This window comes from Peribacillus aracenensis, assembly GCF_025175645.1.
Classification (GTDB): Bacteria; Bacillota; Bacilli; order Bacillales; family DSM-1321; genus Peribacillus; species Peribacillus aracenensis.
The window spans coordinates 1-17,091 of record NZ_JANZMJ010000042.1 but is presented as its reverse complement, the minus strand read 5'-3'; the positions used below and the strand labels follow the sequence as shown (position 1 = coordinate 17,091).

At 36.8% G+C, this 17,091-nt stretch carries 14 protein-coding genes; 4 read left to right on the top strand and 10 right to left on the bottom strand.

Going from position 1 to position 17,091, the window contains the following annotated elements; all coding sequences use genetic code 11:
- Positions 1–326 precede the first annotated feature (326 nt).
- Positions 327–2,105, top strand: a complete 1,779-nt coding sequence (locus N0M92_RS26300) for a LamG-like jellyroll fold domain-containing protein (protein WP_260288607.1) — start codon at positions 327–329, stop codon at positions 2,103–2,105.
- A 182-nt stretch (positions 2,106–2,287) separates the two neighbouring features.
- Here the strand turns inward: N0M92_RS26300 and N0M92_RS26295 are convergent, their stop codons facing one another.
- Positions 2,288–3,184, bottom strand: a complete 897-nt coding sequence (locus N0M92_RS26295; protein ID WP_260288579.1) for a DMT family transporter — start codon at positions 3,182–3,184, stop codon at positions 2,288–2,290.
- A gap of 1,144 nt (positions 3,185–4,328) precedes the next feature.
- On the opposite strand from N0M92_RS26295, the gene N0M92_RS26290 reads away from it, so the two are divergent.
- Positions 4,329–4,955 carry a cupin domain-containing protein gene (locus N0M92_RS26290; protein ID WP_260288578.1) on the top strand — a complete coding sequence of 209 codons (627 nt, stop codon included), beginning with the start codon at positions 4,329–4,331 and terminating at the stop codon, positions 4,953–4,955.
- Positions 4,956–5,444: 489 nt separating this feature from the next.
- Here the strand turns inward: N0M92_RS26290 and N0M92_RS26285 are convergent, their stop codons facing one another.
- On the bottom strand, positions 5,445–6,383 hold the full coding sequence (locus N0M92_RS26285) for a tyrosine-type recombinase/integrase (protein WP_260288577.1): 939 nt from the start codon (positions 6,381–6,383) through the stop codon (positions 5,445–5,447).
- Positions 6,384–6,459: 76 nt separating this feature from the next.
- Here N0M92_RS26285 and N0M92_RS26280 point away from each other — a divergent pair, with 76 nt between their 5' ends.
- Entirely contained in the window at positions 6,460–6,651 is a 192-nt protein-coding gene (locus tag N0M92_RS26280; protein ID WP_260288576.1) for a hypothetical protein, read from the top strand.
- Positions 6,652–6,714: 63 nt separating this feature from the next.
- Here the strand turns inward: N0M92_RS26280 and N0M92_RS26275 are convergent, their stop codons facing one another.
- The 4 genes from N0M92_RS26275 to N0M92_RS26260 form a co-directional block, all read right to left on the bottom strand.
- Complete coding sequence (locus N0M92_RS26275; RefSeq protein WP_260288575.1) at positions 6,715–7,539, bottom strand: ABC transporter permease; 825 nt, start codon at positions 7,537–7,539, stop codon at positions 6,715–6,717.
- A gap of 20 nt (positions 7,540–7,559) precedes the next feature.
- On the bottom strand, positions 7,560–8,375 hold the full coding sequence (locus N0M92_RS26270) for an ABC transporter ATP-binding protein (protein ID WP_260288574.1): 816 nt from the start codon (positions 8,373–8,375) through the stop codon (positions 7,560–7,562).
- Between the two features lie 27 nt (positions 8,376–8,402).
- Complete coding sequence (locus N0M92_RS26265) at positions 8,403–9,464, bottom strand: ABC transporter substrate-binding protein (RefSeq protein ID WP_260288573.1); 1,062 nt, start codon at positions 9,462–9,464, stop codon at positions 8,403–8,405.
- Positions 9,465–9,828: 364 nt separating this feature from the next.
- A complete protein-coding gene (locus N0M92_RS26260; protein WP_311202605.1) occupies positions 9,829–10,521 on the bottom strand; it encodes a DUF1796 family putative cysteine peptidase in 693 nt (230 codons plus the stop codon).
- Between the two features lie 1,156 nt (positions 10,522–11,677).
- On the opposite strand from N0M92_RS26260, the gene N0M92_RS26250 reads away from it, so the two are divergent.
- Positions 11,678–12,895, top strand: coding sequence for a cytochrome P450 (locus N0M92_RS26250; RefSeq protein ID WP_260288571.1), 1,218 nt, complete (start codon positions 11,678–11,680; stop codon positions 12,893–12,895).
- Positions 12,896–13,399: 504 nt separating this feature from the next.
- Here N0M92_RS26250 and N0M92_RS26245 read toward each other — a convergent pair.
- The 4 genes from N0M92_RS26245 to N0M92_RS26230 all read right to left on the bottom strand — a co-directional run bounded on the left by N0M92_RS26245 (position 13,400) and on the right by N0M92_RS26230 (position 16,763).
- Complete coding sequence (locus N0M92_RS26245) at positions 13,400–13,612, bottom strand: hypothetical protein (RefSeq protein WP_260288570.1); 213 nt, start codon at positions 13,610–13,612, stop codon at positions 13,400–13,402.
- Between the two features lie 299 nt (positions 13,613–13,911).
- Positions 13,912–15,600, bottom strand: coding sequence for a hypothetical protein (locus N0M92_RS26240; protein WP_260288569.1), 1,689 nt, complete (start codon positions 15,598–15,600; stop codon positions 13,912–13,914).
- Positions 15,601–16,149: 549 nt separating this feature from the next.
- Positions 16,150–16,545 (bottom strand): HAD hydrolase family protein, encoded by a 396-nt coding sequence (locus N0M92_RS29550; protein WP_260288606.1) that lies wholly within the window; start codon positions 16,543–16,545, stop codon positions 16,150–16,152.
- On the bottom strand, positions 16,545–16,763 hold the full coding sequence (locus N0M92_RS26230) for an HAD family hydrolase (protein WP_260288568.1): 219 nt from the start codon (positions 16,761–16,763) through the stop codon (positions 16,545–16,547). Before N0M92_RS26230 ends, N0M92_RS29550 begins: the two co-directional genes overlap by 1 nt.
- Between the last annotated feature and the right edge of the window lie 328 nt (positions 16,764–17,091).

The following is a 17,091-nucleotide window of genomic DNA, read 5'->3' as shown; positions in this document are numbered from 1 at the left end:
CCTGTCTTTATACTAACACGTTGCTTATTTCCTACCTCGCCATCTGAAATCCAAATTACTGCAAATCTCTTTTGACAATTAGTTGTAATCCTTGATTTCAACAAGATAATTTGTACATATCAGGACTTATCTCCTAATTCCCTTTAAAAGAATAAGTCTTTTTTACTCAACCTTAATAAGTTATCGAGAAGATAAGCAAACTATACCATATTGCAGCTATACGGAATTCTACCTAGGCTTAGTTCGCTACAAATTAATCCAGGTAGTCTAAAAGGGTAAATGTATATCGCTTAATCAAAATGTATTGGGGTGAATGTTTTGTGAGAATGAAAAAAGCATTAATAGGTCTCTCACTCTTATGTATGATTGTTCCTGGCATTGCCAAATCGGCTGATTCCGTTGCTGAAAATAATCGAAGCAATATCGTAGCAAATTGGAAATTCACAAAACAACATGTTAAAAGCGGTTCAATCGATAAAGGTAATTTAATTATAGAAGATTCAAGCAAGCATGGAAATGATTTAGAGCTGGTGACGATTGGTGATCCTGCCTCGCCTGAATTAAATAAAATGATTCAATGGTCTGAAGAAGATTATCATGATGAAGAAAAAGTGAATAGCTTGGAGTTCGCTAATTACGAAAATGCCCCTACAGGTAGGTATTTCAAAACCCAAAAGGATGCACCTATCAATTCGGAGAAATTCGATAAGGGCTTTACCATTGAAGCGATTTTTAAGTTGCCAAGTGATTCCAAGAGTCTCATGGGGCTTTTCTCTAGACAAGGACAGGCCGCAGATCTTAATAAAATGGAAGGCGAAAAGAAAATCCTTTCTTCTTTAACTGTATCCAGTGATCAAAAAATCCATTGGATAAGTCATCCATCTAATTTAAATTATAGTGTAAGCAATTGGTCTCGATCATTAAATGCTGATGAATGGTACCATTTGGCAGTTGTTAATGATGGTGACACGACGACTTTAACATTGAACGGCATAAGTGATTACGGAAAATCAGAAAAAGTAATAGGTATTGCAGCAGTTAAAGGTAAAGGCTGGAACATCGGGGCATCTGAGTGGGGAAATAAGTTTAATGCACTATTCAAAGGGAATATCCAGGAAATCCGAGTTGCTAGAAAGGCTTTAACCGAAAAAGAATGGCTTGTGCAAGATGCCCGTGACGATGAACCATTCGAAGGATCAAACAAAGCTTTACCCTTTCTAACGAATAAGAAGAATTATAATTTTCTTTTTGTTCCAGATACCCAGAAATATTCAAGTCAAAATCCAGAGATATTCAATAGCCAAATGAACTGGATTTCCAATAACACTAAGAAGAATAATATTATCATGAATACATTTGTTGGGGACATAATCGATAGTGATTTAGAAAAACAATGGCAGAATTCCCTCGGTGCCATTTCCCTTTTGGATAAAAAGGATGTTCCATATATGATGGCGGCCGGGAATCATGACTATGCGGACGGAGACCCTTTCTTAACACATTATGGGCCGCAGCGTTTTTTGAATAAAAAATACTATAAGGGGTCGTCTCCCTCTGGGTATAGCTCATATGCAATCGCCAAGGCAGGGAGTTATGAATACTTAGTCTTGATAGTCGATATGAAAAATCTGCATAAGGACCTGGAATGGTCAAAAAAGGTTCTAGATCTACATAAAGATAAACCGACAATCCTCGTCTCACATGATATTATCTTTCCGAAGCTTAAGGATGATAAAACTCTCGCCGTCGAGTCGTCTAATGGCCGGCTGATTTGGAATGAACTTGTAAAGGACCATAATCAAGTGTTCATGACGGTTAATGGGCATTATTTTGGGATAACACATCGGGTAAAACATAATGCAGCAGGAAATGATGTCATTCAAATGCTGGTCAATTACCAAACGAATTATCGAGGGGGTAATGGCTGGCTAAGACTTGTTGAGTTTGATGAAAAGAAAGATGTATTGGTATTCCGGACCTATTCGCCATTTGTCGACGAAATGTCTAAAAAAGAAAAGTCCTATATCGATTATAAATTTTTAACAGGTGAATATAATTCATTTAAATTGGATTGGGACTTTAAGAATAGATTTAATTTTAAGTAATGAAAAGAGGAGGAAAAAATCCAATTCCCCAGGTGTAAGGTGTAACTGATCGATCTCAGCAACCTGGGTGAATTCCTTTATTTGGTGCCCTCCTATGTGTTGAGTTTTTCAAGAAGGATATACGTTCATTCTTCATGATGGATTTAAAATGATGCGATTTTTCCAGTTGGTTTAAACAACTATCATACTGCTTTTTTCATTACCGATTTATACTTTCCGAACCCATTAACGACGAGAACCCCTAATATCGCAATTCCGCCGCCAATGACTGAAAGAGTACTAGGCACCTCCCGCAGCCAAACCCAAGCGACGAAAATGGCAATCACAGGTTCAAGGTATAACAAGCTGGAAACGGAACTGGCTTTTCCTAATGAAAGTGCGACTGCCCAAGTTACATAACCAATGGCCGCAGGAAAAATACCAACAAAAACCGCTGATAAATGACCTTCCATTGTAGCATGTTGAATTTCTTGAAATAGCCCAGGAAAAAATATGAAAAAGGGTATTGTACCGATCCATGTGAAATAGGCTGTCAATTCAATCGGATTATAGCGGCTAAACAGCGGCTTTTGGAAAACAAAAAACACTGCAGAAGCAATAGCAGACATCAGCACTAAAAAGGCACCTTCTGAAATGTTCAGGGAAGGGCCTGCAGTACCTAATGTTATTAGAGTGATCCCTGTGAATCCTATACCTAAACCAATCCATCCGAATAGGCCGAGGCGTTCTTTTAATACGAACGAAGCAATGATCGCGATGAAAACAGGTGCTGAGCCAATCAGCATTCCAGCCGTTCCCGCCGAAACGGTTTGTTCCCCGAATGTCACCCCGATATGATAAATACTAATACCAATAAATGCAAGGATCGATATCCTAAGCAAATCCTCTTTTTTCGGGAGTCGAAATTTCACCCCAGGCCATAGAGCATAAAGGACAAAAATCCCTGAAGCTATAAGATAACGCACAAGTACCAAATGGCCGGCTGAATATCCGCCATGCAAGCTTGCACGAATAGCAGCGAAAGTAGATCCCCAAATAATAACTGTAATTGATGCCAATAAAAACGCCTTAGTGTTCAAAACCTATTCCTCCCAACCATTCACTATAAACTGAAGGTATCATGGATTCGTGAGAACTTCAATAAAATTTCTATCTCGCTGTGAAGTGGAACAGTAAAAATAACGAATCAGAGTACATTCTGGGATGTAATCATCGCTGACGAAATTTTATTAAATATGAGATTGGATTGGAACTCTTTATAGATGGATCAGGGTAGAAAAATGTTTACTCACAAAGTTCTAGAAAAAAGTAATACAAAGTTGATTGGAGAGGGTGTGCGAGACTCCAGCGGGAAAAACGTGTCCAGGGGAGACTGCACAGGCCAAACGTGCCGAGGGCGAACCTCATGTGGAAAGTGAGTGCCTGGAGGCAATACTCAATTGTAAACCCTAAAAACTGGGTTATACCTGCATTATCCTTCATGTTTTTTTCCTGTAATCCATAGAAGATTATTTTTAATATACTAGGGGAATGTTTGGTAGTAGTGAATATCACATACAATAACAGGTATAAATATAATAACTTATTCAGTAGACCCTATACCCCCGTTCCTTACCAATATAGTTATTATTTTCCTTATATAACTGGATATTTATAACCGTAGGATGTAACGGTATATCATGCATCTATATCCATATATCACCAATACATTACCTTATATTTCTTATCTACAGCTATTACCAATAAACCCATTTAATTACATAGTGCAATATAATAACACTATTACCATATACATCCATCCGAATTTATTAACATTAATTAACATGATTTCATTTCATTAACAGTATGGAATAAACAAGAGGGGTCGGTTAAAAATGGGAGGTTGGATGGGGATGTTTAATTTTACCAACAATTAGCAGGTGGATATTAATATCTAATACATTTTTCAAAAATAAATCGGGGCATCTATTTTTATTTTTTCTCAGGATAAATTGGCGAAACAAAAAAGATTAACCGTTTTGGCTGGAATCCTATATAAAGAAAAAGCGTCTCCACCTTGTTGTAGAAACGCCCTCGTTTGTTAAGTGAAACTCTTCACAATCTTACTTTATGGATAAGGCTTATTTGGATTCACATTACATTTTACTCCCACATATAACATTACAAGTGACACGTTTTTATCCCGATTTTTTAAAAAATTTAAGGATAATGGGAGGAAAATTCATGGGAAAGTCCGGGTTTGTCCCTGATAATACAAACATAAAAAAAACAAGTGGAACACCTAATCTCTTTTTTGATTCTAAGGATAATATTGAGTTCGAAAAAGACGCCGAAAATGTCATATATAAAGTTACTTCCACTCAACTCCCCGCAATAGTTGGAGGTGCTTTTGCTGATGTTTATCTTACAAAGGGACATATTCGGGAACCTCATTGGCATCCTAACTCATGGGAGTTAGACGTTGTAATTTCTGGTGAAGCCCAAATTTCCATTATTGACCCTGATACCAATAAATTGCATAACTATATTGCGAAACCTGGTCAAGTTGTTTTTATTCCAATGGGTTGGTTTCATTGGATTACACCTAAGTCAGAAAAATTGCATATGCACCTCTTTTTTAACAATGACCAATTTGAAACTGCATTAGGTTCTAATATGCTACGATTAACACCGCCAGAGGTTTATCAACTTTCATATGGTATTGATGAAAACAAAATAGCAGATGTCTTAAGTCCGATTAAAGAATCAGTCGAAATTGGTCCTCCTGAACCTCGCCATCCTTTCACACCGAATACAAGCCGTATAAAACGAGATAAAGTTCCCAAGCAAAAAGGGAAAAAGAGGAAATAGAAATTAATATTAATGGTAAGACTTTCAAAGTATAAATTATTTCAATACGGTATGGAAAAACCATGCCATTTTTAGTTTACATAAGCAAATACTTTTTTATAGATTCCTTCTTCCACTAAACTGCCCCGTTAATTTAAGTACAAATCCTCACAATCTTTAGTTTTTATATAAAGGCTGTTTCCGCATACCGTAATCCGGTGTGGTTGATTTCCCCTTCAGATGCTCGCTTTCCGCGGGGCGGGCGGTGAGCCTCCTCGGCGTAAACGCCTGTGGGGTCTCCCCTGTCCCGCTGCTCCCGCAGGAGTCTCGCACTTCCACCCCAATCAACCTTAAATAGTCTCGTTTTAAAAACAACAATCTTAACGAAAAGAGCCTATATAAAAGAAACCTGATGCTTTGATAAAGCTAATATGAGGCATTTCGGGGCTTATCAGGGTCATTGTTGGGTAAAAAAGAACCTACCGTTAATAGGTAGGCTTTTAACTTTTTTTAATTATGAATATCTCTTTCTAAGAGTGTTAACGGTGAAGCGTTCCTTCCTCTTTCCAGTACGGTCTTATCTTCCATTGATTGAATATACTTCTCTGTTGTAGCTAACTGGTTATGTCCTAGTAGCCTAGACACCGTATAAAGGTCTGTATGCCCTAGAGAGATTTGTGCGTAGCTTTCTCTCCTACATGAGTGTACTAAAAGCTTCACATCTACCCCACAGGCTTTTCCTGACCGTTTAACAACGTTTAATACTGCATCATGCCCCATTCTTCCAATAGGCTTATCATCTTTCCGTAAACCTCCCCCTTTAGTACGGGTGCAGACGAATAGAAACGGGCATTCCTCACCTTTTAGGTACTTCTCCCTTGCCCTTCTATATTTATTCAACTGACGCTTTAATTCTAAGCTTACAGGTACTAATCTTTGCTTGTTACCTTTACCCCTTATCAAAAGGGCATCATCAAATACATCCTCTAATTTAGGCCCTGATAACTCTGCTGACCGTATTCCAGTCTCAAATAGGCAGGTCAAAATAGTTTTGTTCCTAACATCCATAAAGTTACTGCCACAATAAAACCCAATCATCTTTTCAATATCCTGAAGGCTGAACGGTTTAATCATGACTTTCTCTTCCTTCAGTAGTTCTATGTCTTCCAACTGGTTATCCTTCAGTATCTTTTCTTTAATACAGAACTTATAGAAGTTGGTTAAGGTCTTTAGTTTGGTGTTAATGGTATTTGCTTTGATTTCCTTATCGAGAAGATATTTAATCCACCGTTTAACATGTCTAGTGGTGGCATCATCTAATTCAATCTGGAATGTTTCCCATAACCATCTTTCAAACTGTTGAAGAATAGCCTTCTTATTCTTGACGGTTGTCTTGCTATAATTTTGGATTTCATTTTCTGTAATGTAGTCTTTTAATGAAAGGTTCATTTACGATAATCCCTCGCTTTTTTAGTATTAGCGAAGATTATGGCAAACTCATAATTTAAACTTAGTGGAAATAGGCTTGAATCCTTGGGGCTGTAAGGCTGAAACTGAACGAAGTGAAGGGTTAATCCTTTGCGGATTGAAGAAATTTGCGACACTCCTGCCGAATTACTGGCTAGCCGAGACACCGCAGCCGCTTGCGGCCAGGAGGCTTGGCAGACAGTCGGCGGAAAGGGAGCGGATTTCTGAAATCAACTGGAACGATTTTTAATAAAAAAACTGTAGCCAAACTCGATTTTCTTGAGTCTGGCTACAGTCTGCATAATTAATTTAATTAACTATTTTCTGGTTTCCAAGATGAATAGCGTCTTTCAATAATGCCTAATAATGAAGTAAGAATGATTCCCGTAATCGTAATGACCAACACTCCAACAAACATACGATCTGTTTGTAGATTTTGACCATTGCTTGTCAATTGATATCCGATACCAGCTGTCGAAGCGAATAATTCACCTACAACTACAGCAATTAATCCTTGACCAATACCTAAGCGAATACCGTTTAAAAGGAATGGTACCGTCGAAGGCAAAGCAATCGTTTTAAAAATTTGAAATTCACTTGCACTAAATGTTCTTGCTGCTTTTATTAAGTTTTGATCTAATGTTAACATTGCTTTTTGAGCGCTCATCACTATTGGAAAGAAGGCCATCAAAAATACTATAACAATTTTTGATGCTGGGCCTATTCCGAACGCAATTATGATCACTGGTAAAAGGGCGACTTTAGGAGTTACATATAATCCTGAAATGAAAGGATTAACTACAGCATTAAAGTTGGAATTCCAGCCCGATAACACACCAATTGGAATACCAATAAGTATGGCTAAAACAAAGCCTGCAATAAATTCGTAACCACTTACCTTCATATTTTCCCAAAAAGAAATTTCTTGGACCATTAAGACTGCCGCTTGTGCAATTTCAATTGGTGAGCTAATGAACAATGGATTTATCCATTCATTTTGAGAAGCAACTTCCCAAAGCAACAGGAATATTACAACAGAAGCAACACTGATAAAAAATGACTTCTTTTCTTTTTTTATTTTCTTCGCCTTTTTTATCTTGTGCTTTGATTGTGTAAGTTGGATCGTACCCTTCGTCATATTATTCTCCTTTCCCTTTATTATTTTTCTTTATTATCGAAACCTTGTTTTGAAGACTCCTGTTCAATAATGGACCATATATGATCTACAAACTCTAAAAATTCCGGGCTGCGCTTCACCCGGAGATCTCTCGGTCTAGGTATATCAACATCCACAACCTCCACTACACGGCCTGGTCTTGCCCCAAAAACAAAAACTCGATCAGCTAAAAATACCGCTTCATCAATTTGGTGTGTAATAAAAAGACTTGTCTTTTTTGTCTCATCCCATATTCTAAGTAACTCACCTTGCATAAATTCCCTGGTTTGTGCGTCTAATGCCGAAAAAGGTTCATCCAGCAATATTAATGACGGGTTTACCGTTAATGCTCGAGCCAAGTTTACCCTTTGCTGCATCCCTCCTGACAATTCGTGGGGATAATGATTTTCATAACCTTTTAAACCGACCATTTCAATAAATTCTTTGGCCTCTTTCTTTTTCAATGCGGTTACTTGCTTTTGCAGTTCAACTCCATAGAGAACATTTTCCAAAACTGTTCTCCAAGGTAATAGACTAGGGTTTTGAAAGACCATTGCCCTGTCCTTGCCGGGACCATCAATTTTTTGCTGATCTAATAGAATTTCTCCCTTACTTGGCTTCAGTAATCCAACTACAGTATTTAAAAAAGTGGTTTTCCCACAGCCGCTCGGCCCTACAATACATATAAATTCACCATCTTTGATTTGTAAGTTTATATTCTGCAGGGCAATCACTTCTGTACCAGTTTTATTGTTTACGTAAGTAACATCCAAAAAACGAGTGGACAATTTGAACTTTTCAAGTTGTGCATTTTCCATCTTGACTATCATCTCCCTTCTAGCTAATTATTTTTTAAAAGCTTCTTCTATATAACCATTTGTCCAAATAACATCTTCAGTAGTATCCTGTTTAGTAGAAACGCCTGACAACTTGCCAAATTCAACTAATGGATCCTGGGCATTATCCCAAGCTTCTTGATTCATTTCTCCATAGCCTTTAAAAGTGTTTTTCAATCCGATAATTGATTCCTCTAGAATATCGACATCAATTCCATCAAAATAAGATATGATTGATTCGGCTGCCTCTCTTGGATGATTACGTGTGAATTCCATACCTTTCCCTATTGCCCGAACTACTTTCAAGGATGTTTCGTGATTTTCTTCTAAATATTCTTTTTTAGCAAAAACAGCTTCCCAGACCATATTCCCATACATTGGCTCTTCACTTGTATTGATTACAATCTCACCAACCTCTTTACTTTCCGCTTGTAAACCCATTGGAGGTGATGCTATCCCCCCGTCAACAACTCCCTCCTGCATACCTCCAATCTTCGATCCATCTCCTGCTAATTTGACTGCTTTAAGAGTATTGGGATCAACACCATGCATTTGCATTAAATATCGGGTGTATACGTCTCCAGAATCGCCAACAAGATTTGTACCGATAGTTGCGCCGTTCAAAGAAGCAACTCTATCTTCAAGTGATGAGTCTTTAGAAACTTTCTTTTTCTTTAGATATTGATTAGAGAGTGTAATTTGATAGGTTAGCGCTGAATTTAAAGATTGAATCGCCATTAAATCTTCACCTTTGTCAAGAGGAGTGAACATACTTCGAGGACCTGAGACGGCAAATTGAGCTTCTCCCGATAATACAGAAGCAATGACTTGTGCTCCTCCACCACCAGATACAATCTCAGCTTCAATTCCTTCTTTTTCAAAAAATCCTTGCTCGATGGCTACATATAAAGGGGCAACTGACAACAACCGTGCAGGTTCCGTAAAAGTAAGCTTAATCGCTTTTCCTCCTGAACTCCCCTTATTTTCTGTAGTAGTTTCGTCACTTGAACTGCATCCAGATACTATAAACACTAAACAAAGCAGAACGAACGCCAATTTATTCTTAAACATATTACTTACCTCCCCAAATCAAATATAATTTTAGTTCAATTGAAAATTGTCCATAAAAGATATTACTATTCCTCCTTATTTTGGTTTTATATACAAAACATAATTTCATATACATATCAATTCTAAATCAGCTGTCCCGTTATGGTCAATTGTAATTTCGGAAAATTTAGATAATTCAGCGGACTTCTGCACAAAAAAACACTCTTTTAAAATCATGAGTGTTCTTTATCCCTAAAGAAATAATTTTCTGCTTCAATAAAAATAACTCTTCTGTTTCATCCTTCAAATAACGAAAAAGACTAAGTTGTCAGTGCATTAATGCTTCTCCAACTTAAAAGTTTGAATAAAAGAAGCAAAATCAATACTAAGAATAGGTTTTCGTTAAGGTTAGTCCATAATAAACATAATCCCACATAGAATCATCATTAGGACCATCGCTTGGTACTTGCACTGTACAAATGCCTTTGATCCCCCAGTCGACTTCATTAACACCTTTTAACCCAACTATTGGATCAAGGAAGAGAATATTGAATTTCCCCGGTATCAATTCAGACAAGACGGATTGCAATTCCACTGCTTCGCGAACGGAAACGGCTCCCCATCTAACAAATAAGACGGATTTGCTATTTGAAATTATTTCAATAAACTTATTTATTCGGTAATTAAGTTTTTCTTTGTAAGCAGGGTAAAGATGAACCCAATCTTGGTTAGGTATTATTGGGAAATCATGTACTGAAATAATATTATAATAGGTATCTTGGATAAAATGCGCGTTTTGCTGCTTACCGCCTTCATCAGAAAAAACCGCATCTCCATCATCGAGATAAGAGGCGATGCCATCTACCTGCTTCAGATTGTTTAAGTCCATAAATCCGACAAATCTGTCCTTCAATAATCTGCTTACATCCGGGAGTGAATTAGATACAACCCAATCAAGGGGAAATGAAAACCGCCTCAAATTATGCCGCCTTAAATTAAGGGAAGGTCCACACCAACTGCCTAGGCTAATGATTACATCATAAGATCCTTTTATTTCTTGTAATTTCAATTCAGTCATCCTCTCTACTAATTTCCCTATTTCAACAAATCCTTTTGGTAGTTAACTATTTCTTTTCAGTATTTTTCACTTTTTCCAGGATTATATAGCCAATCCAGCCATAACTTATTTCAGTTCTTCAGCTATTATTTCGGAGGTTTCTTTATCCGGAAATGTACCTGTTACTAGGCGAAAACGGTTATTTCCCGCTTTAATTAATTTCTTTCATTGCCTGTACCTCCTTTAATATCTTATGAAGCTTCCTGGAAATCTGTATAGTACTTAATAGATTACTAACAGCCCCTTTTATGTTTCTGAAAAATAAATTAAGCCCTACTTGGATAAAGTGAGCTTGTTGGGAGCTGAAGGAAATATGGGAAATAAGGAAGTGAACGCCTAATCTAAATACTGTCACCCTTTTTACCTTTTATTGTAGGGTCAAATAGTTCTGAAATCGTGAATCACCCGAATAACACTAATGTAGCGATATTGCTTTTCAACCGCTTTTCAGCTATTGAATTCAACCAAGTTTTACCTCGCCAAAAAAGCTTCTTGTCTTAAAGTTTCAAGCATTTTCCTAACTAAGCTTGTAATTGCTACTTTTCATATATTTCAAGAGGCAGATCATCCGGATCACAAAAAGAAGTAAACCTCTTTCCTGTTAACTCCTCAACACGGATAGGTTCGAATGAATGTTTTCTTTTTCTGAATCTTGAAGTGGATGATGGGGGCTATCAGGAAAAGAGAACGATTCCAGCTGACATACCCCTCCAACTATTAGATCCATTTATACGACTTCTTTTCTGACGATAATTATGAAATTTCCCTTATCTGCAGCCAGCATCCCTAGATTGACACACCCTTTTCAGAAACCCACCTATTGCTTCAGGTAAAAACTTCAGCGGCAGACTTAAAATAATAGTGGATAGGGGTGCAGTAAATATAGTGTACTGGCATGACTTGGGGTACCGGCATGACCTTAAACGAGAAGCTAAGCAATTCAAAAGAGGTTTGGATCAAACATCAGGATTCCCGAGTTATTACTTTCTTCTTATTGAAAAATATCTCAATTTATGTCAATTGAAACCAAATTACGAGTTTGTTATCTTAGTTAATGAACCGGTTCATGACTATTTTCTGTTTGAATATTAGTCACAATAAAAGGAGAGATGAAACCATGACACAAGAACGTAACTCAACAAGCGCAGTGGAGCAGTATGCTAATCTCATCCCCATGAGCGAAATTGCTTCGAACGCAGATCAATTATTTCCTTTTCCAATCTTTAATAGTTTACGACAAAATACTCCTGTAAGGTACGACGAGGATCGAAGCTGCTGGGATGTGTTCCGATATGAAGACGTTCATTATATTCTAAAAAATCCAAAACTATTTTCATCGGAACGAGGGTCTGAAACTCTTCAAGGAAGCATTTTGACAATGGACCCCCCTAGACACACGAAAATGAGAAACTTAGTGAACAAGGCATTCACTCCTAAAGCAGTGAAGGATTTAAAAAATAAAATAGAAGAAGTGACACTTTATCTTCTCGATCAAGTTAATGAGAAGGAAACCATGGATCTCGTTCATGATCTTGCTGGTCCGTTGCCTGTCATTATAATTGCCGAATTATTGGGGGTCCCTACTAAGGATCGCGATCTTTTTAAAACCTATTCCGATGTTCTCGTGGAAGGGGCCAAAGACAATTCAAGTGAAGCCTTCCAAGTAATGACACAAAAACGCAAGGAAGGAAACGAGTTTCTTAAAGAATATTTCAAAAAAATAATTTTGGAGAGAAAAAATAAGCCTGAAGAAGATTTAATTTCGCTATTATTAGCAGCAAAAATTGATGGGGAAAAATTAACAGAAGAAGAGGTACTATCTTTCTGTGTTTTATTATTAGTTGCGGGCAATGAAACTACAACTAATTTGATTACAAATGCCGTACGCTACATGACAGAAGATAAAGACATTCAAGAACAAGCTAGGACAAATCTGCCTTTAATACCAAAATTGGTAGAAGAAACACTACGCTTTTATCCTCCAATACAGGCAATTGGCCGTGTTACAAAGGAACATGTCAAAGTTGGGGGCAATACAATCCAAAAGGGGGAACAAGTAATTTGCTGGGTCGGTTCGGCAAACCGGGATGAACAAAAGTTTGCAGAACCTAATCGGTTTACGTTAGAAAGGAAATTAAATCCTCATTTGAGTTTCGGGTTTGGTATTCATTTTTGTTTAGGTGCCCCGCTTGCACGTCTAGAGGCAGAAGTAGCTCTCGTGACACTTTTAAGTACTTTTGCAAAATTGGAGGGGGTAAAAGGGGCTGAGCTGGAGGCAATTCCAAGTCCGTTCGTTTTTGGAGTGAAAAGGCTTCCTTTAAAACTCACAAGATAATGAGCCTTGCTGCCTAAGAATATATAGATTAGGTAATACAAAAACCCATCAATAACAAAAAATGAATTTTTTAATATATCTCAATGAAAAAGGGAGTATATTAAATTACGACCTTTTAAAATTGATTATTTGGCAAGCATTTGTTGGAGAAGATGTTAAACCTTATATTTATTCCAGTTATTAGAAATTCAACTGCAATAGGTTGATCAAAACTTAATCTACGAATTTTATGACCTAAAAAATACAGAAACAAAAATGGAAATCACAAAATGATTTCCATTTTTGTTTTGTTTAGTCCGACTGTATCTGGCAGTATAAAAGAATTGAGCATCAGTCTAGGATTTTCTAAATCAAGTGCTAATGACTATTCATTAGATGTTGGTCCTAATAGACGAGTCTATATGGGATATAGAGTGAAATATGCTGTTGAAACAGGAGAAAACCACACCATTAATATCTACAATGGGGATACCATTACAAAGAAGAATTATAAAGTCAAAAAAGTTAAGTACGGTGATCTTTTTTGTTTTTAATAATAAATTCTCCTAATTCCCCTAATAAATGTAATGTGTTAATAATTATTAAGGCTCTGGCTACAACAAAACCATCTATAGCTAAATCATCTTCCCCTCGTAATAAGGCTTCCGAAAACCAAAAAGAAATTAATATTGCCAGAGGTATTAAGAGAAACATTAAAGCTAGTTGCGTTTTTTTCATATGCGTCCCGTCTTAAAGTATGTATTTTACAAATAACAGCATTATTTCTGGAAATAATCCATATTAACGGCCATTAAAAAATCTTACATGTAATAAAACCCCAAAATAAATAGCCTTGCCTATATATTAAGAGTAATCTTAACTTATGAGACGAAAAAGATGAGATTATTCAAAATTCCAATGCAAATTTTCCATCCTATTTAAGAATGACTAATTCTCTTCTTTTTACTAAAAAGACGGCTCTCAATTTGAGTGCCGCCCCCTTTTCTTTAATTATACTGTCCCAACTCTAATATGCATTATTCTGCTTTGAATGTTTTCTTCACTTTGTCGCTTTCATTCATTCCAGGGCGTGTCACTGTTACATAAACAGAACCTGAACCCTTACCTAACTGCTTAACCGTTATGGTTGTAGAGGAAGATGTGGATGTTTTACTAGATAGATACTTCCCGGAGGATGAATAGAGTTTTACAACATCGCTTTTTTTCAATCCTTTGACTATTACTGTATCTGACTTCCCCTTATTATTCTTAATCGTAATGTTGGAAGCGCTTGGCTTAGGTGTCTTCGGTTCTGCTTTAAACGATACCTTTACTCTAGAACTCTCAAGCATTCCACTTCGGGTGTTCGACACATAGATAAAACCGGCATTCTTTCCTAATTGTTTGATGCTAAAAGTTGTAGAGGTACCTGATACTGGTTTAGATGTAGCAAATAGCTTTCCTTTCGAATCGAACAACTTCACTACATCACCTTTAGCCAGGGCACTCACTTTCACGCTATCCGATTTGCCTACATAATTTGTTATTTGTACCGACTTACTGCTAAAAGACGGCGTTGGAACTTTTACAGCCAGTTGGTATTTATGATTACGGGTATTTGTATAATCATTCACCGATATATAGTACCGCCCTGCAGGAAGGGAATACCTCTTCAATTCTATTCCATTTGCAAACTGGTCATACTTCGTATTAAAGGATCCCATTTCATCACCGTTTGAATTATAGAGGCTCATATACCAACTAACAGATGGCTTCCTTCCCATCTCTAGAGATACACTTGATGGTTTTGATAGGAAAAACGTAAAATAATCAGCGTCATTGTAACTTTGGAGATGCCCATAATAGTTTTTGCCCAATCCAATACTGTTTGCCTGCTGGGCGTTGTCATTGAATTCCTTTTCATAGGCGGTTGACTTTGCAAACTTTACGGTAAAGGCATAGGGCTGGTGAGTTGAACTGGAATAGTCTTCGATATGGATTAAGTACTCTCCTTTAGGTAGCCCGACCGTCCGTTCCGTCGGTTTTGTAACGTTCGAAGAATATTCTGTCGTCAACTCACTAAGCACTTCACCCTCTAAATTTAAAATACTCGCATTCCATCCGATGCCAGCTTTTTGACTCATATTGAGAGTGACAGCTCCACTTTCAGGAAGGGTGAATCTATAATAATCCTCATCACTATAATTTTGTATCTCACCCACGTAAGGTGTATTTAATTTAATTTTATTTGCTGCACTTGAACTATTGTTGAATTCGTATTCCACATTTGCATTTTCTGCAAAATTAACAGCAAAATAATAGGTTTTGTTAATAGAATTAGTATAATCTTCAATATGTATGTAATATGTACCAGCTGGCAATCCTACTTTCCTTGCCGTTACACCCATGGCTTTATTGCTGTAATCGGTAGTTCCACCTGTAAACTCATTTCCACTACCATCCAGGATTTCAAAATCCCATGCATATCCCGGATAGTTATTCATGTTAAAGGTGACTTGCCCCGGTTTTGTCAGCGTAAATTTCCAATAATCTTCGTAATCTCCATTTCCATTAAGAATTGCATAATTAACAGCATTTACATTAATGGGCTTTGCTGTTTGCATGGAATCCAGTCCAACGTTTGCTGAAACCTTCAAGACTCCGGTAACCAAGATGAGACATAGTACCCCCAAAAAAGCACTTGCAGCCATTAAGTATTTTTTCATTAATAAATTCCTCCTATGACATTTTTACTAGAATATTATTCTACCATGTTTCATAAATAATCTTCCCATTTTTTTTATCAATTGGAATTTCTTATATAGATGTCAGTCCTGCTTAAGCTGTTAATTCCTCAACGTAAAGAACAGTTGAGACAAATTGATACAGGCGATAAAATGCCGCAAAAGCTGGTGCTATTAAAATAGGGGTAAGTCGCGGTGGTAAGTAACTAAGCGAACTCTGCTAGGATGGGTGCATATCGCACTTACAGGCGATTATGTTTGGAATTTAAATCAAAAGATTAATTTGAAAATTTGGCGTCCATTACGAGAAACTAAAATAAAAAGAAAGTAATAAAAATCCGATTCTTTAAATACACGAGAATCGGATTTTTATGTAAAATATTTCCTTAATGTACAATTTTCTTTTTTAGATCGTGTCAGGGCTAAGATAGAATAAAGGCACAACTAGCTGAAATCCACTAGTTGTGCCTTTTTGCGCGCAAAACTTCTGATTGCCCCCTATAAGAACCGTCCCCATGGTCTCTCATGGTCTTATACCTTCACATTGTTTATATATCGATCTAACACATAGGCAACGCCATCGTCGTTATTTGACTTAGTAACAAAATTCGCTGCATCCTTTACTTCTTGAGGGGAATTGTCCATGGCTATTGCTAGACCAGCAACTTCAAACATGATTTTTTGTGGAGTATTTGCATAAATGATTTTAAATAATTCTCTATTACCCACAAATTTGTCTATGAGTCTTGCATTTATTTTTTCAAGTTCCCAATGTATCTTTACCATGCTTTCGTTAAAGGTATGCACTTGGCCGTCAAGATATAGACTTATAGGAAATTGATTTTCTTGTCCGTATTCTATTATTTCTTCTAAATTGATAGGTAAACCTGAAGAGTAATATACCTCGCTTGTTAAAGGACTTTTAATTAAGGCACCATTTGCTGCAATGATGGGTAAATCAAATCAATATCTAAATCTTTCACATAAGGATAGATTGATTCATAAGGCCTTCCACTTGCCAATACAACGCTGGTCCCCTCTATTTTCAGCCTATGAATGACTTTTTTATTAGCATTCGACACATGGTGCTCATTGTTCAGTAAGGTCCCATCCATATCAAGTACTACCAATTTATACTGCATCATATCAACCCGTACTCTAGTTTCCCTATTTTTAGTTCTTCACATTTTGAATTTGACCATAATACGCATTTTTCCCATGTTTTCTTAAAAAGTGTTTATCTAGTAGATGATTATCAATTGAATTAATTTGAGGCGACAAACTTTGGGTATAATAAGCTAATTTCGCGATTTCCTCCATGATGACTGCATTTTCAACAGCTTTTAAATGACATCTATTATGCCAATCAAAATGATAGAGAATTCAACTCATTGTTTGAAAAGAGTCATCATGTAAAAACAATTATTTGTGTACCTGTTTCGATTCGATCTCAAGTAACAGGTATCATTCAAT